This is a genomic window from Photobacterium toruni, assembly GCF_024529955.1.
In the GTDB taxonomy this organism is placed as follows: Bacteria; Pseudomonadota; Gammaproteobacteria; order Enterobacterales; family Vibrionaceae; genus Photobacterium; species Photobacterium toruni.
In genome coordinates this window covers 1,396,177-1,415,593 of the sequence record NZ_AP024854.1, presented here as the reverse complement: position 1 = coordinate 1,415,593, position 19,417 = coordinate 1,396,177, and the positions used below count along the sequence as shown (strand labels likewise).

The following is a 19,417-nucleotide window of genomic DNA, read 5'->3' as shown; positions in this document are numbered from 1 at the left end:
GTTATAATGAACGGGTTGCGCTTATGATATCGGCATTATACGTGATGTTGCGACCCTTCGCCCAACCTATCTGCAATTATTTGATGTTTTTTCATTCTATTAGCATCAATAATTGTGATTTATAAATAATGGACAAAAAAATATTCTCATATAATCTCAATGACAACCAATTTATGCCATTTAGCATTTGCCTTGGGAGGGCTAATTAAAAGTGATTACTGTCGATAAAAAAGATGGGCATAAACTCAAAATATCTCATGTGATTCAAGAAACAACTAATCGACAGCTTGATATGTATATATTTATCCCAGGAGAGCTTGGGTTAAATGCCAATATCATCTCTGAAGAAGAGTTTTATCATAATGCCATTCATGGCAAGCGAACTTATTTCAGTGATATAAACCATCTACCTTTAGTTCACAGTCGCCTTGCAAGTCGAGGTAAGTTGTCTATCGAGCAATACCGTTTAAGTTTGAGTCTCTATGCCTACCAATATGCGTTAGCCTTGGAAAAAACAACGCAACAGTTATTAGGTGATAGCAGTGAGTCTAAACAAGAAGAGATAGAAGAAGCGGCGCAATTGGCTGTTCGCATTTTAAAACGATTACGTCGTAACATTCCAACAGATAAAAAATTACTCAAATATTACGAGAATATTGATAACTATTTATCTTGGTTTACAGAACAACGGCTTCTACAGCTTATCGCTCATTTACCCCGTGGAGCTGAGTATAATGAAATTAAGCCACAACTATTAGAAATCTGTCAAAAAGAATCTCAACACCGTACTGATAACAACTATAACTCAATCAGAGCAATGCAAGATCCAACGCGGATGTCAAATAAGATGCGATTACTGCGTCGATTAATTGAATACCCTGTCACCATGAGTGAAAAAACAATCGAATTGGGTAAAAATACCCGTAAAATTGTAACGGGTGCTGCCGCGGGTATTGTGATGATCTTCGTTACTTTAATCTTGATAAAAGCCCGTGGTATGTTGGGTGATATTACCGCTTCTTTTATTGTCGTGCTTTCATTTATTTATGCGGCACGTGAAGTCTTTAAAGATGACCTAAAAACCATGCTCTGGCGCTGGATGAGAAAAGGTAAAGCGCGTTGGAGAAAGCAATTTTTTGACGCCAATACTGGTAATGTTATTGGGCAACAACTGGAATGGTTAGAGTTCATTAGTTATGACAGTTTGCCGGATATTATTCGTAAAACCCGCAAACATAATGTCTCTCACCGTGAAGAAACAATTTTACATTACAAAAGCACCACCAGAATGTCACCCACAAAGTTTTTAAGTGGTTACGAGCAAACACGTGAATCTATTATTCTTGATATGCGAGCGATTGCGACATTAATGGAAAAAGGTTCACAGCGTCTTTATCAACTCAAAGATGGCCAAGTCACCAAAGAATCGGTAGAGAAAAGACATCTAATTAACTTAATCACCAAAGAAACCGACGAAGATAAAACAGTACGTATTCAACGGTGGAAGATCATCATGAGTCGTTCAAAAATTGTCGATATTGAGGCGATTATTACTCCCGAACCTAAAAAATCCAAACCTAAGCAAACAATCAATATAACTAATGCATAATATATAAAAATGCCCTCATCACGAGGGCATTTTATTGATCACAAATCTTCGTTTAAGTCTTAATTAGAACGCACGCACAATGGCATTTCAGCGCCTTTTTTCGTTAAACCAAATTGCCATACATTAAGATCACGACAGCGGAATGCTCCTGCACATGACAATAAATAGTAACGCCACATACGATAGAATTTCTCACCATATTGTTCTGAAATTTTAGGCCAATTCTGTTCAAATTTATCGTTCCATGCCACTAATGTTTTATCGTAATCAGGGCCGATATTTTGTACATCCTCAATATTAAAGTAATCTTCTGCAGCAGAGCCAATCTGCGTCATTGATGGCACAACACCATTAGGGAAAATATATTTATTAATCCAAGCGTCTGTTTCTGTTTTAGAATTTGGACTTCCGATAGTATGGAGTAAAAAGATTCCGTCATCAGCAAGGTAACGGTAAGCCGCTTTAAAATAATCAGGATAATTGTCAGGACCTACATGTTCCATCATACCAATTGATACGACACGATCATAAGGCTGCTCTGGCTTATGCAAACGATAGTCTTTTAGGATGAATTTCACAGGAAGATTTAAGTCATCTGCTCGCTGCTGACCTAGCGCAGATTGTTCTTTTGATAATGTTAAGCCGTCACAAATCACACCATAATTCTCAGCAGCATAATTCATAAAACTGCCCCAACCACAACCAATATCCAGTAAGCGCATTCCAGGTTTTAATCCCATTTTACGGCATACTAAATCAAGTTTTGCTTCTTGAGCACTATCTAGATCGATTGCATCTTTCCAATACCCACAGGTATATGTCATTCGCTTATCAAGCATTGACTCAAATAAATCATTACCTAAATCATAATGGAAAGGTACATCCTTAGTAACGCGATCAATACTTTGATGATTAAAAAGGTGTTTTACTTTTGATGCGCCAATTTTTAAACCAACAGCAAGTTTAGTCGATAAATCTAGCTTTTCATCAATACGAGCATGTAAAACACGATTAATCATTTCATCAATCGCATCACAACTCCACCAGCCATCCATATAGCTTTCACCAAAGCCTAACGAACCATCTGTTAATACTCGATCATATAATCGATCATCATGAACTTGAAGATCCCAAGGTCGTGAACCATTAATCATTACATCAGCATGAGATAATAGATTTTGGAAAAATTTTTCATTTGTCATCGCGAATATTCCTTATAACAATTTGTATGACAAATTGCCTTTAAATAAGGCTAGCGACAAGATTAATTGTTGAAAAATAAGATTTGAAAAATTATTATATACATTATTAATGTATATAATTATAGAAAATACAAATCAAGAAATTCTACCTCATTATTTTTCACATAAGAGATAACCTTATTTATAAGATATTTTTAATGAACATCGAATGAATAATAAGTATATTTATGACTTATTTTATTACATTGGCTGTTAATTTTATAAAAAACACGATGAAGCTAATACGCCCTACTTTTTATCCTTTGTCTATTTATCATAACTAAATAAACTTACTTAACACTCTTCTGTAGATAGTCTCTCTCTTATATATTTTAATCTACTCATAGCAAAAAAACTTGAACTAGCTTCCATTACAGTACTTAAACTAAGTTCCAATGACTTTAAGAATAATACATTAGAACAATGCCGTATTTTTCATAGCAAGCTTTATATTGAGTATAAGAAATAATCATAACCAGCTATTTTTGAGTAAATAATAATATTTCAGAAGTAAATAAAAAACAGATCATGCCATAAAATATTTATAGCTATTATTGCAATAACTAAAACCAACGAAACGTCTTAACATGCTGATGCAAGACGTTTCACTGAAAAAATTAAGCTATCCGCATTAAACCTTGCGCAAGATCATCAAGCAGATCATCACAATCTTCTAATCCAATATGAACGCGTACTAATGTGCCATCAAAATCAACCTTACCTGCAGGACGAATACGATTAAGCTCTTCAGGCTGATTGGCTAATATAAGAGACTCATAGCCGCCCCATGAATATGCCATACTGAAATGTTTGAAATTATCAAGAAAATCAGCGGTCTGATTATTATCAAGACGTTTATTTAATACAAAAGAGAACAATCCACAGCTACCATTGAAATCTCGTAAGAAAAATTCGTGACCTTTACAGCTAGGTAATGCCGGATGGTTAACCCGTTCAACTTGAGGATGTTGTGCTAACCACTTAGCAATTTTAATGCTACTTTCATGATGTTGCTTTAAACGCACTCCCATTGTTCGTAAGCCGCGAGCTGCAACATAAGCCGTATCAGCATCTACCATTTGTCCCATCAAATATGATCGTTCTTGCAATTGGTTCCAACAACGCTCATTTGAAACAGCAGTACCTAACATTGCATCTGAATGACCCACAATATATTTAGTGCCTGCTTGAACAGAAATATCCACATCATGATCTAATGCTTTAAATAACACCCCTGCAGCCCATGTATTATCAACAATGATCACCGTTTCAGGATTAATCGCTCTAACAGCTTTAACAATAGCGGGAATATCTTGTACTTCCATTGTGATAGAACTTGGTGATTCTAAAAAGACCACTTTAGTATTGGGTTGTACTTTCTCCGCAATACCTGCACCAATGAGGGGATCATAATACGTTGTATCAACATTAAGCCCTTTCAATACGACATTACAGAAATCTTGAGTCGGCTCATAAGCAGCCCCCGTCATTAACAGATGATCGCCCGCTTTTACAAACGCTAAAATTGAATTAGCTACTGCCGCCGCACCACAAGGATAAAGATAACATCCTGCTCCCCCTTCTATTTCAACCATCGCTTGTTGCAACGAGAAATGGGTTAATGTGCCTCGACGACCATAAAACAATTCACCATTAGCACGATTGATCGTCGCTTGCTTTTTATCTGCGACAGAATCAAACACTAATGAAGATGCTCGTTGAATTACACTATTCACGGCCCCAAAACCAAATTGTTTTGATCGTCCAGCCGTGATCAGTTGAGTATTTATTTTATGACTAGACATATTACTCCTTCAATGTGTCACCAGTATGTTATTGAATCCTCATTGTATAACATGAATAACCCTATCAAACTAGAAACTAAAAGTTATTAATTACTACTCTTCGATCATCACACCAGAACCTTAATAAGGTATATTACTCATATCTTATATTGATGGTCATAATCTAATGAAAAAAATATATCATCTAATACTGCTTGCTATACTATGTTCTAACAATGCTTTCGCTGACGGTAATGTCTGGTTAAATAGCAACAACAAAAGTATTACGCCAAATGCAATAATAAAAAACAATCAAATTTGGTTACCAACAAATCAAACTCAAACACCTAATTTTATTATTTATCATCAAATGGATAAGAATAAGGTCATTCAAGCATTAACTAATAATCAGGGTGTTATCGTTATTAAAAGCAACCAGCTCTGGATTAATGAAACGAGTGCTCAACCACCATTTGCAATCTTACGCAGCGGTAATCAAATTTGGTTACAAGATAATCATGGCACTGTTGCTAATGCTGTTATTAAGCGAGATGGAACGTTATGGTTATCCTCCAATAACAGTACAATTGCGAATGCTTATATTGAAGGCAATAATCAACGTCAAGATGGTTTTATTATTGCAGCACTGCTGTTATCTCAGCAATTATGATGATGTAGGCTAGTGTAATTGGTCATTTTTCCTTAAAATGCGTTATCGCAACATATAATCACGTAAAGAGTACAAAATGATTAATAATGAATTAAGTGTTATCGATAGCCTTGAAGAGCTAGAAACCTTTTTACTTTCAGTTGAAAATGGCGGCCTTGGCCTACAAGGTGTTGAAGGTATCGGTATGGCAACTAACAATGCTGATGGTCGTCACTTTGTAGCTGTTTTTAATAACCAACACCAACTTATTTACGGACGCTGGGTAAGCGATGCTGTCTTTGAAAATGGTAAAGAGTTAGTCAGCAAAGGTCCACGTCAAACTCATTAATCGACGTATGATAGCTATGCTATTTCCCCAAAGCGCCTTTATCTTTATATAGTAGGCGCTTTTAAAATCTCCAAGAATATATCAATGAGCAAAAAAACATACCCATGATAAGACTATTTAAAAACAAGATGGTTAATTTATAAATTCTTCTTGATCTACTCTTTTAATATAGCTTTATCACATATTAAGAATAACGCTAAAATCACATACTATATAAGCCAGTAAAAATTCAATTATAGTGTTTATTTAATCAAAAAAACGTAAAATGATACAACCTAACCACCCCCCAAGTATACCTATAAAGAATTATTTACCTTTTGATAAGCTATAACTTTCATGTACTATTTTTAATACAAAAATAAAATTTATCTATTATTTTATTAAAAAAAAACATAGCCATATTGTAGAATACAAGAATAGTTTTTTAACCAATAATCTTAAAATGAATATAATAATACTCAGGCTTAGATATTCATTAAAACTATCACAAAAAGATATGGCCTTAGTTCTAGGCATATCAAGAAGTACTTTAGTTAGAATTGAGCGAGGAGATATATCACCTAAAGCAGATATAATTACAAAGCTATCTATTTTATCCGGAAAAGAAATTAGTTATTTTTACCATTCGGAAGATAAGCATATAAAAAAATAAAAGATATTATTATAAAAAACAACGTTAATAACGAAACTTTATCTTTACTAATCAATCAGATAGAAAACAATCAAAAGTTATGATAGAAAAACATTATGAGAAAAATTTAATGGCTATAAAAATAATGAGAAATTTTATACAACAAAAAATATTAAACGATGATTTATCAGATCTGGAAAACTTTATAGAATTATACAATTTGAAAATTAAAGAACTATCAATAATTATTGCTTTAAAAAATGGACGTGACTTTTAATTTTTATGCATCAAAAAATAAAAAAAGCTCGAATGGAATCAAACATATCACAATTAGAAATGTCTGAATTATTAAGCATATCAAGACAATCTTATATTGATATTGAAAATGGTTCTCGTATACCTCGTTCTGATTTATTATTTAATATATCATTGATATCTAATAAGAACATTGATTTTTTCTATAATAAATTAGATTCAATCAAATTAGATCAACTTACTTTATTTTTTCAAGGAAAAACGGAAATAGAAAAAGATCATTATATTGAATTATTAGAATTACTAATAGAAGAAAACAAAAATAATCATTTATCTTAATGGCCAAATATGAACAGCATTGTAATTAAAAAAATACAAATAACCAATGCGATTTCAATGGATGAAATCCAACCTTTCATACAACCAATAGTTAATAAAAACAGAAAGTTGGTTGGATTTGAGGTTCTTGCTCGATGGATTGTATCTGAACACGAAACTCGATTACCCTTACAATTTATACCAATAATAAAAAATGACTTACAGCTATCTGAAAGTTTAACTATTAGCTTATTGCAACAATTACTTAGGTATTTTTCATTACATAAAAACAACAAGATTTTTATATCTATAAATATATATAGTAATAGCCTAACAAATTCAGTTGTTAATCTGCTAATAAAGCTAAATAAATACATCCAAGTTGTTATAGAGGTGTTGGAAAATGATGATATAGATAATAGTAATGAATTTAAAATAATATTACGTCATCTAAAAATTAATGGTATAAAAATAGCCATCGATGATTTTGGCTGTGGTAACAACCTCAATGACCGATTATTTGATTATCCTTTTGATTATGTGAAAATTGATAAATTATTTATTAGTGATATAGATATAAATTTTGACAAGCTACTATTACTCAAGTCAATGACAAGCCTAATACATTCTTTTAACTTTTCAATTGTTGCAGAAGGCGTAGAGAATCTGCAGGTTTTTAATCTATTAACAACATTAAACATAGAAATGTATCAGGGATATCTGTTTTCTAAACCTGTACCTTTAAGAAATCAACTAGACCAATCTATTTCACTCATAACTGAAAATTTCGAGAATAGGTGAAATTTTATCAATTGCGGTACTTTAATCAAGATCGATAGACCAACGGATGTTGAAGTACCGCAAACCTTAAAAAGAATGACCAAAAACAGAAATAACCCTTATAGGTATTTAACCAGCTCAACTTGATCGATATTAAGAATTATTTTCATTATTAAATAACTATTAACAATGCATAATGTATAAATAAAACCGTTACCTTGTATAATAAAAAATGAGAATTAGTATTAGCATTGTCTCTATAAGTTTATCAAAAAATAGCCAACAACGACTATTCTATACTATCAATAAAGACTCTTAAGTAAGTCTTAAGTTACACCATAGATAATAGCGGTATTCATTAGCCGCTAACGAGTAAACAATGCGCAAGATTTTTCATTTAAAGATGACCAGCTTCATTCTATGGCTATCTCTTTATTTTTCCCTTTGCTTTAATTTCCCTACATTAGCAAAAATATTTTCATTAAGTCATAACGTCGCTAATCCCATTTTCCCTTATACTGCGCCTATTGTTTTACTCGCTGCATTTATTATTATTTTTAGTTGCTTATGTTGGCCTTATATCTTCAAAGCCATCATGATATTTTTGACTATAACATCATCAATGGCCTTATTTGCTGAAGTGAATTATCATACTTTATTTGATAATGCTATTATTGAAAGTATATTTCAAACACGCTCAGATGAAGCATTATCGTATGTTAATTTACACTCAATAACTTACATCATAATATTTGGTTTAATACCTAGTATTTGGATTGCTTGTGTAAAAATAACCAAACGTGAAACCTTTTTCAAAGAAATTATTGCTCGAGTTGTTCTTATTGGTATAGCAATGACTGCATTGCTTATTATTGCCCTTACTAACTATAAAAGTTATGCCGCAGTTGGTCGTAATAACCACTATTTAAACCGAATGATTATTCCTGGTCATGTTTACGCGGGCGGAAAATATCTATATAAAGAATTTATCTATAAGCCCCTACCCTATAAAAAACAAGGCTTAGATGCAAAACTACTACCCACTAAAAATCATAAGCCCACATTGTTTGTTATGGTTTTAGGCGAAACAGCCCGTACTTATGATTACGCCTACAACGGCTATAAGCGAGATACTAATCCGTATACTAAAAATGAAGGCATAATTTCATTTAAAAATGTCCAATCTTGTGGCACTTATACTGCGCTATCAGTACCTTGTATGTTTTCTAATTTAACACGTGCTCACTACAACCAAGATCGTGCGTACAGTCAAGATAATGCCGTTGATATTATTCATCGTGCAGGTGCAGAAGTATTATGGATCGATAATGATGGCGGCTCAAAAGGAGTAGCGGATAGAGTGCCGTATGTAGCAACTGATACATCAAAACATAATCAATACTGTGATGGAACAAGTTGTTACGATGGTGTAATGCTAAGTAAGGCTGCTAGTTTTATTAATAAAGATGATAAGAATAAGCTATTGGTATTACACTTAATTGGTAGCCATGGTCCTACATATTTCCAACGCTATCCAAAACAGTTTGATCGATTCAAACCATCTTGTAATCGTAGCGATATTGAAAACTGCACAGACCAAGAAATTAAAAACGTTTACGACAATACAATTCTCTATACTGACTATGTCGATGAACAAGTGATTAAACTGTTAAAGAAAAATGAAGGGAAATACAATGTAGCAATGCTATATATGTCAGACCATGGTGAATCTCTTGGTGAAAATGGTTTTTATCTACATGGTGCACCTTATCCTATTGCACCAAAAGAACAAAAACATGTACCGTGGTTATTATGGCTCCCAACTCAATATGCTCAACAAAAAGGTATCAATCTTAGTTGCCTAAGAAACAAAGAAAATATTGGTCATTTATCGCATGATAATTTGTTCCATAGTTTATTAGGGCTTTATGGCGTGCAATCTAAAGTCATCAATCCTGCACTTGATATTAGCGCGAGCTGTAGAACGCCATCTTAAACGACTAAGATAACACCATGATTTTAATGTATACTTATACATCTTGTATAGGTATACATTTTAAATTTGAGTATATAATGAAACTATTGATCATCGAAGATTCATCCGCATTACGTCGTAGTTTAGTTGTAGGATTCAATAACTTAGGTATAACAACAGACGAAGCTGATAATGGTTCTGATGGGCTTAGCTTGGCGCTCAATAATCCTTATGATGTTATTATTTTAGATCTCATGCTGCCCGGTATTGATGGCATGGATATATTAAAACAACTCAGAAAATCAGCAATACAAACACGGTTAATTATTCTTTCTGCTAAGAATCAACGTCAAGATCGTATTGATGGTCTACTCCAAGGTGCTGATGATTACCTCACCAAACCATTTTCTTTTGATGAATTACACGCCAGAATACTTGCTATATCTCGCCGTGGTTTAATTAATAACTTCACAAATACAATTACTATCAATGGTTTCATCTTAGATTCAAATAAAATGACACTACGTTATGAAAATATCAATATAGAATTAACACCAAATGAATTTAAAATTATTGAATACCTTTTCAATCATCAAGATCAAATTACTAGCGCATCTATGATAAGTGATAATATTGCTAATAACTTTGATTATATTTCCAAGAATACTATCGAAGCACATATCTCAACAATTCGTAAAAAAATAAAGTCAAAAGCAATAAATGCAATATTTCCAATTAAAAACAAACGTGGTTTTGGCTACTATATAGAGGATTAGTTAATGATCAAAACACGATCGATAAATAGAAATTTAATTAATTCTATTTCAGCCATTTTTGGGTTATTTATTATTATTGTCTTTACCTTTGTTGATATCAGTGTTGATGATTGGGTTCAACAACAATTTAAATCTGAACTGCAAGAAAAAACAAACCAAATTAAAGCATCGACTCATGAAAATACGGTATTAACCAATGATAACTCAAAGAGTCATTATGTGTATCAAATCTGGAAAAATAACCAAACAATCAAACGTTCAGAATCTCTTCGACCCTATCCGGAATTAGACTTACTTCATCCTAAAATTCCAGTAAACTCATATCGATTGGTTGATGTAACGATGCCAAACCACGAGTCTGGACAAGCACTACTATCGTCATATATTCAAAGGAATAAAGATGGTTCAAGTGACTATATGTATATTACAGTATCAGCATCAGCTAAAAACCTTAATCGTATTACTGGTATATTAGATATATTACTTATTGGCAGTTTTTTATTATCAATGATCATCATGAGAATCGTTGCGAAAAAAATTGTTCAGCAAGGTCTACATCCTTTAGAATCATTAAATAAGCAAATTAAAACATTTAACAATAATAACGCTTATTCAAATAATGGCTTTACGTTTTATGAACAAAAATATTACTCCGAAATAGACTTAATCATCAAAGAATTAAATAACTTTCTTACTATCCATCAAAATAGTATAGAGAATGAAAAGCGAATCACCTCTGATATTGCACATGAAATCAAAACCCCGATTGCAGAGCTTATTACATTAACAGAGGTCCACCAGCGTTTTCCTAATGATGCTCGATTAGCTGAAACATTTACTGATGATATTCTACAGATTTCAAATAGAATGCGTGTTATTGTGGAAAATTTACTATTACTTCAACGCACATCATCAACGATTGAACTCTACAAAGAACCAATTGATATCCGCTTATTATTAAAGAGTATTCAGCATTCTCTTACATTTAAATATCACAATATTAATAATAGAATAATATTTAAAACACAGCTAAATACAGTCATTATCGCCGATGAATTTAGTCTAACAACTATTTTAACTAATCTAATTGATAATGCATTATTTTACAGTCTTCCAGCATCTATTATTCAAATTAATATGTACAATAAAGAACAAAATATCATTATCGAAGTAATAAACATTGCCAAAACTAACTACTCAGAAACTGATATTAAAAAGTTAATTCAACCATTATATCAATATGATACTTCAAGATCTGATGATAGTCGCTACGGTTTAGGGCTATCTATTGTTAATAATATTTGTAAGATTAATCAATATACATTAGCTATTACACAGACAACAATGGGTTATTTTACCGTTACAGTATCTATTAAAAACTAAAGAAGATAAGCCACATCTTATTAATCATAATCAAGATGTGGCTTTCTTTGTTTACATATTCAATAGCTCTATATTATTAACTTTATATATACAGCAAGGTAAACCATTAATATAAAAACTGCCTATATCTGAATATGCCCCCGTATCCGTACTCGTTAATACATTATAATTTGATCTAAAAGCTCCTGATAATAATTCATTTTTCATTTCAGGAAACCACCAGCTAAGATCTGCAATAACAGTATTAACATTTAAATTATCATCAAAACTAACTACTTGATAAATAATTTTATCTGCTGCAGTTTCTATTGCAGCAATATCACCCTCTTTTAAATTTTCCTTTTTCCCTAACAATGAATGGATTTTTACAATAGGAAAAGGATGCCTCTCTCTTAATGCTGATATTTGGCGTCCATGAGAAAACATATAATATCGAGATTTAGCCGTCGTAACTCTTAATGAATAACGATCTGTCACAGGTAAATTAGACCTATATACCGGAATAGGATCTAACTTTAACGCATGCAATTTTTGACTATATAATTCAACTTTTCCTGATGGCGTATCAAAACCAACTGACAAATAAGATAACGAATGCTGTGGCTCAACATCCGCAATAATACTTGTTTGTGCTTTTAATTGCGTCAAATCAATATTAACGGGTGACAATGCCGATTTCCAAAAATCATCATCATTATAAACCGGCATGATCCCCATCGCATGACCAATTTCTGCAATAATTTGATGATCGGGTTTTGCATCACCGACCTTTTGCAAGGGTGCCTGATAATGAATAGATCCATCCTGCCCTTGAGTAACACCTGCATACTCAAAAAAACTTGCCGCGGGTAATACTATATCCGCCATCATTGCTGTTGGCGTCATAAATAATTCAGATACCACTAAAAAATCAAGCTGCTCAAAAGCCCGTTTTACTTTTTTGCTATCAGGCCAGCTAGTCATTGGATTAGTGCCAACAATCAACCCTGCTTTGACTGCATAAGGTTCACCCGTTAACATCGCCTCCATTAATCCCTGACTTGTGGCTCTGAAATACTCAGGAATCGGTGGCGTACCAACACTTTGTTGTCTTATCTGTGGTGATAATTGATCAACGTCTTGCTGATCATAAGGCCAACGTCCATTAACTAATGCTTTTCCTTGTGGTTTTGATTGCCCACCTTGAATTTCAAGATTACCTGATAACGCCATTAATATTGCAATCGCGCGATTAACTTGAAAACTATCAGGATTATGATCAAGTGCATTACCCGTTACGATCACTGCAGACTTAGCTTGAATATATTGTTGCGTGATATTCGTGATCATAGCCATCGATAACTGACATTCATGCGCTAAATAAGATAAATCTAGCTGCTGAACATGGCTTTTTAATGCTGAAAATCCATAACAAAAATCAGCCACAAATGCTTTGTCATACCACTGTTGATCAATAATAATTTTAATCATTGCCATCGCTAAGGCAAGATCAGAGCCAGGGGTTAATGGCAGCCAATACTTTGCGTTTTTAGCATGATGCGTTTGCTGAGGATCGATACAAATGGTTGTAGCACCATTCTCTATCGCATGGTTAATTGCTCGCATTTCAGTAAACCGTGTATTATGCTTATTCACTCCCCAAAATATAATGCAATCAGTATGTTGATTAATATCGGCACTCGGGTTATAGCCTAGAGTATATTCTTTACCATATTTTGATGGTGCCCAACATACCGTTTCAGGACCATGAATATTCACACTATTAGCGGCATTAGCTAGTTTCAATAACTGCGTGTTAATAAAATCTTTTGAATAGCCGTAACTAAAAAATAAACTATTATCACCAAACGTCTTTTGAATTTTATTAAATTTTAAAGCGATCTCATCAATCGCCTGCTGCCAACTTATCGTTATCCATTGACCTTCACCACGCTTACCCGTACGTTTTAATGGTTGAGTTAAACGGTTGGGATGGAGCATAATATCAATAGCATGGAGTCCTTTTTTACATAATGCACCATGCGTAACTGAATCGTATTTATCACCTTTTATCAAGTATTGATTATCCGCATTACGATGAACATTAATTCGGCAGCCTGTACTGCATAATCCACATGTAGTAGTTATAATGTTATTCATTATAAGTCCTCTGATAACGTTGGGATTAATACTGTTTTACCAATAGCAACAGACATCAACGTAATTAAAGGAACAAGCCACACATATACCGCATAAGGCGCATATACAAATGGACTAACCCCTAATGTTGCTGTCATAAATGCACCTGCCGTTGTCCATGGAATCAACATGCCAGAGGTCATCGCCCCTTCATTAAGTAATCGACTTAACATATGTGGCGATAAACCACGTTCCTCATACACTTCTTTATAAAGAGAGCCATTTAAAATCATCGAAATATAAACTTCACTGGTCGCCATATTACCGAGAACGCAGGTAAAAAGAGTTGTTGCAACCAAACTAAAAGTAGAACGAATATGAGGTAAAATACGTTTTAATAATACACGAAGAAAACCAACATGTTGTAATAACCCACCCATGCCTAAAGCAATAAATGCTAGAGAAAAAGTCCACATCATACTTTGGATCCCGCCACGAATAAGTAATTTATCGAGAAGTGGATCGCCAGATGGAATCTGATAACCAATATTTAAAGATAAGAATATTTGATGTAATGTTTGGCTCTGAACTATTATGGCAATTATTGCTCCACAAAAAATACCACAAAATAAGGCGATTTGTGATGGTACTTTAAATAATGTCATTCCTAATGTAATAATTATGGGTAATAAAACAATCGGAGTAATATAAAAAATATCACTAATTGTACGTTGTAATTCAGCAATATGATTTGCACTGGTCGTTCCCATTCCAATATAGTAATTACCCATAAAGTAATAGATAACAGTTGCAAGAATAACCGTCGGCAAACCAACAATAGAAAGAGATTTAAGATGATCTTGAACTTGGCTACCAACAGTGGCTGATGCAAGAATAGTGACGTCTGAAACGGGTGATAAATTCACACCAAAAACACCGCCAGAAATAATCATGCCAGCAATAACAGGCAGTGGAAATCCTAGGCTTAGTCCCATACCAATTAATGCAACACCAATAGTTGAAGCTGCTCCCCAATTTGTTCCTGTCGCATACGTAATAGCACAACAAACTAAAAACCCTGCGGGTAAGAAATAAGCTGCAGAAACAAAGTTGAGTCCATAATAAATTAAAGCAGGGATCGTTCCTGATAAAATCCAAACACCAATGATCATACCAATAAGAATAAAAGCAAACATCGCACCTGTTGCTTCTTTTAAACTATCACCAATAAGATCTATTTGTTTAGTTAAAGAATAACCACAACGCGCACTAAATAACATCGTAAGAATAACGGTACATATTAATAAAATATGCACATCAAGGTGCGCATATAATATTCCAGCCATTAATATAAAAGTAATCAGGCTTAATAAGAAAGATGATTCTGTAACAGTTGGTAAACGGGGTGTATCTGACAGCATGGTTTAATTCCCATGGTACATGAAAGTGAGCGAATAATTATACAGATTAAATGTATTCTTTACTGGAATATAACACTCATAAACATGCAATATATTTAGATAATCAATCAATTGTAGAATTACATTTACTATCGTTTATATTTTATACGTTTTTACACAATCCCAACTTAGATAGCTATCGATTATTCCCATAAACACTATCATCATGATTTACATAAATAATCTACGTTTCTTGAATAGATAGTATGAAGATGAACACACACAATAAGCAGGCAATAGCACTATTCATCAATTTTCAGCAATATAGATAAATTGACCATCAGGTTCTGCGACAATACATTTTGGTTAGTAATAATATTCACATAAATTGCGCAATCTCTATTCTTAAAAAGAAATTTAAGAAAAATACTATTCAACCACTAAATAATATACATTTCAGAATAAAAGGTTCTTTCGTCTTTAACTGTATTCACTGCATTATCTATTTTGATATTCTTATAAAGAATGAGATTATGCACGTTGATTATATATTGTTATATGAAAGCGAACTATCAATGCAGAACAAAGTACATAATATGATGGCATGGCGTCAGGATCTTTTTGCAGGATTATCCGTCGCAGCTATTGCATTACCAGCCCAAATGGCAACAGCACATTTAGCGGGGTTCCCCGTTATTTATGGTTTATACGTTTTTGTAATATCCAGTATTGGCTTTTTTATTTTCGGCAGTAACCGTTATTTATCATGTGGTGCCGATTCAACCATCGCCCCTATTTTTGCAGTGAGTCTTGCCAGTTACGCCACGTTATTCAGTGTACAATACATGGCACTAGCTTCATTATTAGCGTTGCTTGTCGGAGGTATTTTACTGTGTGTCTATGCCTTTAAATTGGGCTGGGTTGCCAACTTACTTTCTTATCCTGTGACATTAGGCTTTTTAGCCGGGGTTTCAATACATATTATTGTTAGCCAGTTACCGTCAATTTTAGGCTTACCACACAGTTCAGCATCACCCTTTCAAACGCTTTATCATTTAGTGCAACATATTACACAGTTGAATTTCATCACGACATTCATTGGTGGTGGCGTATTTGGCTTTATCTTCTGGTTTAGCCGTCAATACAAACGCTTTCCTGCCGCTTTAATTGCCTTAGCAATCAGTATTACGATTGAAATCGCCTTAAATTCAAACAATATCCATATACCAACATTATCTAATCCAGCAGGATTTGAACTTCATTGGGCTTTTATTGGCTTACCTTGGCATCAAGCATTAACAATTTTTCCGTTAGCATTATTGATAGCCATGATTTGTATTGTCCAAACTTCAGCGGTATCAAGTACCATTAAAGACCGTAATACTACCCCTAATTTTAATCGTGACTTTGCTGGTATCGGTTTAGGCTCAGTATTATCAGGTTTAATTGGTGGCTTTCCTGGTAATGCTAGTCCACCACGCAGCATGTTAATCCAACAAGGTGGTGCACATTCAAAATGGGCGGCATTATTTTCAGCAGCCGTTATTTGCCTCGTATTACTTTATGCTCAAAATGTTTTTCATTTAATACCTAAAGCAACCTTAGCGGGCATCTTAATGTATGTCGGTTTAAGCATTTTTAAATGGACTGAAATTAAGCGAATTTGTCATCAAAATCGTCAAGAATTCTATCTATGTTTAGCGACAATGCTAATGATCGTTACTTTCAGAATTGATATTGGCGTCATGTTTGGGGTTTTATTATCATTACTCCATAGTGTATTTATTATTACTCGACCAAACTGTGAAGAATTATTCAGAGAGCCTAACTGTGACCATTGGGGACACCGCTCACGTTTAAATCCAGAACAAAATTTATCAACAGAAGAAGATGTTGCCGTACTTCATTTTTCAGCACCATTATATTTTACGACCTTTTCATACTTTGAAGAGCGTATTTTAAATTTAGCCAATACTCGCCCGCTACTTCGTTTAGTCATTATTGATGCCAGTAGTATCAGTGATATGGATTTAACCGCTGTTGATAAAATTGAAGTATTAAGCCAAAAACTAACCCATCGAAATATCACATTATTGTTTGTTAATATCGAGCATCCAAGATTTAGACGCTTAGTTGAAACAACCCATTTATTAACGATATTAGATCAAAAAACAGAATATACGAGTATTGAAGATGCTATTACGGCTTATCGTTAAGATTACAGAGAATCAGATACAAAAACGACGGTAAAAAAGAAAGAATAAAAAGATGGGACAGCCATAGCTTATGCCTTAATCGCCATATAGCGATCATATAGATGTTCCATCTTCTTTTTATAAACAATGACAATGTAGATAAGAGTCAAGGTTACAGAACGTACTCAACTGAGTAGTCAATATTAGCTATTTGCCTGTTCTTGCAAGGCTTTCTCAGCTACGACTAAATCGGCATAAGTCCAACCAGTAGCTTCTGTTTTTGTCATTAATTCACAGATATCAGAAAGTTGAAATACATCCTCTGAGTTATCAGTATAAGTAACCACTAATTGCTGATCTTTCATATCCCATGAATCGTGATCTTTTTCACCAATAAGACCATCTAAGTAATCACCTAGGCAACAATGTACGACTAAGAAATTTTGCATTTGCAACTCAGAAACACCTAGAACGGCAGCCGCTTCAACACAATCATACATATATGAGGCAGATTCAGTATCAATAAAAAACTTCGTCATTTCAGCATCCCAAAACTCAAAGTCTGCAACTTTAGATGCCACATAACACTCTATCGCATTAACAACGACACAGTAATCACTTACCATTGATTCATATTTATTAGACATAACGACCCTTTAAATGCTGCTTATATACATCATGTTGTACTAACACGTGTATATGCCTTAATTATGCCGCGATTATACGCAATACCAAGACCATTGATAATAACAGACATAAAATAGTGCAATAATATTTCATCAACATGATCCTCTTTTTATAACTTAATCTTATAAAAAAAATTCTTAATTGTTCTTTTTTTATTTATAAATATACAAATGAATAAAATAAGTATAGATATAAGCTCAATGACTTATCTGTTGATATTTATCATACAATATTGTAAATGCTTCACTTATATTGCTTGCGATTTATATCCTTACATAAAGAACAATCACTATGACAAATAATAAGCTTGGCTTACTTTACAGCAGCATTACACTTCTATTTTGGGGAATATTGCCTATTGCGCTCAAACTTTCAGAAAAATTCATTGATGCAACATCATTGAGTTGGTTTCGTTTTTTTATCGCTTTTATTGTTATTTTTATAATTCAACTAACATCCAATAATTTACAACAATTTAGAAACATAACTATAAAGGAGATGTTTAAACTTTTATTCGCTGGCATTTTTTTAACGCTGAACTATGTTACTTTTGTGTTAGCGCTAAAATATTTATCACCAGGAGAAGCTCAGCTAAATTTCCAAGTTGCTCCCTTTTTTCTTGCTTTTGGTAGCTTATTATTTTTTAAAGAACGCTTAACAGCAATTCAACTATCTTGTTTATTTACATTAGCTGTTGGTATCATTCTTTTCTTCCATCCTCATATTAGTGGACATATAAATACAGGCAGTAAAGTATTAATTGGCGTTGGAATTATTGAGTTTTCAGCATTATCTTGGGCATGTTATACCCTTTTACAAAAATCATTAATGGCTAAGATATCCACGTCAAATGTTCTACTATGTGTCTTTGGTATTGGCATGGTGCTCTTAACGCCACTAACTGATTTTACTCGATTCGCCACCTTAACGACTTTTGATTGGAGTATTGCTTTATTTTGCGCATTCAATACCTTAATTGCTTATAGTGCATTAGCAAAAGCATTAGTTTTTTGGCCTGCGGCTCAAGTCAGTGCTGTTGTTGCCGTTGCGCCAGTGATCAGCTTTATATCAACAGCATTTGTTGTCCTTATGGGATGGTGGCCAAACATTATAAAAGCAGCCCATCTGACTTCACTGTCAATAATTGGTATTATCGTCATAGTTGGCTCTGTTGCAACTATGCAATTATTACCGCATTTATTAACTAAAAATAAGCTCATCAAACAATCTAATTAATACGTTGCTAGCTTAAAAATTTAGAGTGAGA

General features: G+C 33.5%; 16 protein-coding genes. 11 read left to right on the top strand and 5 right to left on the bottom strand.

All coding sequences use genetic code 11. From position 1 onward, the window contains the following. The first annotated feature begins 211 nt into the window (after positions 1-211). On the top strand, positions 212-1,609 hold the full coding sequence (locus OC457_RS06675) for a hypothetical protein (protein WP_080174755.1): 1,398 nt from the start codon (positions 212-214) through the stop codon (positions 1,607-1,609). Positions 1,610-1,668: 59 nt separating this feature from the next. On the opposite strand, the gene cfa is transcribed toward OC457_RS06675, so the two are convergent. Beyond that, positions 1,669-2,811 carry a cyclopropane fatty acyl phospholipid synthase gene (gene cfa / locus OC457_RS06670; protein WP_080174754.1) on the bottom strand — a complete coding sequence of 381 codons (1,143 nt, stop codon included), beginning with the start codon at positions 2,809-2,811 and terminating at the stop codon, positions 1,669-1,671. 656 nt (positions 2,812-3,467) lie between these two features. Next, entirely contained in the window at positions 3,468-4,655 is a 1,188-nt protein-coding gene (metC, locus tag OC457_RS06665; RefSeq protein WP_080174753.1) for a cystathionine beta-lyase, read from the bottom strand. A gap of 166 nt (positions 4,656-4,821) precedes the next feature. On the opposite strand from metC, the gene OC457_RS06660 reads away from it, so the two are divergent. The 8 genes from OC457_RS06660 (at position 4,822) to OC457_RS06630 (ending at position 11,750) form a co-directional block, all read left to right on the top strand. Beyond that, positions 4,822-5,304, top strand: a complete 483-nt coding sequence (locus OC457_RS06660) for a hypothetical protein (protein ID WP_080174752.1) — start codon at positions 4,822-4,824, stop codon at positions 5,302-5,304. A 79-nt stretch (positions 5,305-5,383) separates the two neighbouring features. Beyond that, complete coding sequence (locus OC457_RS06655) at positions 5,384-5,632, top strand: hypothetical protein (RefSeq protein WP_080174773.1); 249 nt, start codon at positions 5,384-5,386, stop codon at positions 5,630-5,632. 442 nt (positions 5,633-6,074) lie between these two features. Then, complete coding sequence (locus OC457_RS20910; RefSeq protein ID WP_080174751.1) at positions 6,075-6,284, top strand: helix-turn-helix transcriptional regulator; 210 nt, start codon at positions 6,075-6,077, stop codon at positions 6,282-6,284. 288 nt (positions 6,285-6,572) lie between these two features. Next, complete coding sequence (locus tag OC457_RS06650) at positions 6,573-6,857, top strand: helix-turn-helix transcriptional regulator (RefSeq protein ID WP_159447855.1); 285 nt, start codon at positions 6,573-6,575, stop codon at positions 6,855-6,857. 9 nt (positions 6,858-6,866) lie between these two features. After that, the gene (locus OC457_RS06645; protein ID WP_080174749.1) at positions 6,867-7,637 is read left to right on the top strand and encodes an EAL domain-containing protein; all 771 of its coding nucleotides are present in this window, start codon (positions 6,867-6,869) and stop codon (positions 7,635-7,637) included. A gap of 358 nt (positions 7,638-7,995) precedes the next feature. After that, positions 7,996-9,612, top strand: coding sequence for a phosphoethanolamine transferase (locus OC457_RS06640; RefSeq protein WP_096777838.1), 1,617 nt, complete (start codon positions 7,996-7,998; stop codon positions 9,610-9,612). A 77-nt stretch (positions 9,613-9,689) separates the two neighbouring features. Continuing rightward, entirely contained in the window at positions 9,690-10,367 is a 678-nt protein-coding gene (locus tag OC457_RS06635; RefSeq protein WP_080174748.1) for a response regulator transcription factor, read from the top strand. Between the two features lie 3 nt (positions 10,368-10,370). After that, on the top strand, positions 10,371-11,750 hold the full coding sequence (locus OC457_RS06630) for a sensor histidine kinase (RefSeq protein WP_080174747.1): 1,380 nt from the start codon (positions 10,371-10,373) through the stop codon (positions 11,748-11,750). Positions 11,751-11,801: 51 nt separating this feature from the next. Here the strand turns inward: OC457_RS06630 and OC457_RS06625 are convergent, their stop codons facing one another. Together OC457_RS06625 and OC457_RS06620 are read right to left on the bottom strand one after the other, a co-directional pair. Then, on the bottom strand, positions 11,802-13,889 hold the full coding sequence (locus OC457_RS06625) for a molybdopterin-containing oxidoreductase family protein (protein WP_080174746.1): 2,088 nt from the start codon (positions 13,887-13,889) through the stop codon (positions 11,802-11,804). Continuing rightward, the gene (locus OC457_RS06620) at positions 13,889-15,289 is read right to left on the bottom strand and encodes a Na+/H+ antiporter NhaC family protein (RefSeq protein ID WP_080174745.1); all 1,401 of its coding nucleotides are present in this window, start codon (positions 15,287-15,289) and stop codon (positions 13,889-13,891) included. The genes OC457_RS06625 and OC457_RS06620 overlap by 1 nt, the downstream gene beginning before the upstream one ends. A gap of 554 nt (positions 15,290-15,843) precedes the next feature. On the opposite strand from OC457_RS06620, the gene OC457_RS06615 reads away from it, so the two are divergent. Then, positions 15,844-17,484: a SulP family inorganic anion transporter gene (locus tag OC457_RS06615; protein WP_159447854.1), complete on the top strand. Its 1,641-nt coding sequence runs from the start codon at positions 15,844-15,846 to the stop codon at positions 17,482-17,484. Between the two features lie 182 nt (positions 17,485-17,666). Here OC457_RS06615 and OC457_RS06610 read toward each other — a convergent pair whose 3' ends face one another. Further along, entirely contained in the window at positions 17,667-18,110 is a 444-nt protein-coding gene (locus OC457_RS06610) for a hypothetical protein (RefSeq protein WP_080174743.1), read from the bottom strand. A 331-nt stretch (positions 18,111-18,441) separates the two neighbouring features. Between OC457_RS06610 and OC457_RS06605 the strand changes: the two genes are divergently transcribed. After that, positions 18,442-19,386: a DMT family transporter gene (locus OC457_RS06605; RefSeq protein WP_080174742.1), complete on the top strand. Its 945-nt coding sequence runs from the start codon at positions 18,442-18,444 to the stop codon at positions 19,384-19,386. The last annotated feature ends 31 nt before the right edge of the window (positions 19,387-19,417 follow it).

Coding starts and splice junctions, on each gene's coding strand:
- OC457_RS06640 (WP_096777838.1), top strand. CDS start 7,996: ATGCGCAAGATTTTTCATTTAAAGATGACCAGCTTCATTCTATGGCTA.
- OC457_RS06630 (WP_080174747.1), top strand. CDS start 10,371: ATGATCAAAACACGATCGATAAATAGAAATTTAATTAATTCTATTTCA.
- cfa (WP_080174754.1), bottom strand. CDS start 2,811: ATGACAAATGAAAAATTTTTCCAAAATCTATTATCTCATGCTGATGTA.
- OC457_RS06650 (WP_159447855.1), top strand. CDS start 6,573: ATGGAATCAAACATATCACAATTAGAAATGTCTGAATTATTAAGCATA.
- OC457_RS06625 (WP_080174746.1), bottom strand. CDS start 13,889: ATGAATAACATTATAACTACTACATGTGGATTATGCAGTACAGGCTGC.
- OC457_RS06660 (WP_080174752.1), top strand. CDS start 4,822: ATGAAAAAAATATATCATCTAATACTGCTTGCTATACTATGTTCTAAC.
- OC457_RS06610 (WP_080174743.1), bottom strand. CDS start 18,110: ATGTCTAATAAATATGAATCAATGGTAAGTGATTACTGTGTCGTTGTT.
- OC457_RS06615 (WP_159447854.1), top strand. CDS start 15,844: ATGCAGAACAAAGTACATAATATGATGGCATGGCGTCAGGATCTTTTT.
- OC457_RS06645 (WP_080174749.1), top strand. CDS start 6,867: ATGAACAGCATTGTAATTAAAAAAATACAAATAACCAATGCGATTTCA.
- OC457_RS06635 (WP_080174748.1), top strand. CDS start 9,690: ATGAAACTATTGATCATCGAAGATTCATCCGCATTACGTCGTAGTTTA.
- OC457_RS06605 (WP_080174742.1), top strand. CDS start 18,442: ATGACAAATAATAAGCTTGGCTTACTTTACAGCAGCATTACACTTCTA.
- OC457_RS20910 (WP_080174751.1), top strand. CDS start 6,075: ATGAATATAATAATACTCAGGCTTAGATATTCATTAAAACTATCACAA.
- OC457_RS06620 (WP_080174745.1), bottom strand. CDS start 15,289: ATGCTGTCAGATACACCCCGTTTACCAACTGTTACAGAATCATCTTTC.
- metC (WP_080174753.1), bottom strand. CDS start 4,655: ATGTCTAGTCATAAAATAAATACTCAACTGATCACGGCTGGACGATCA.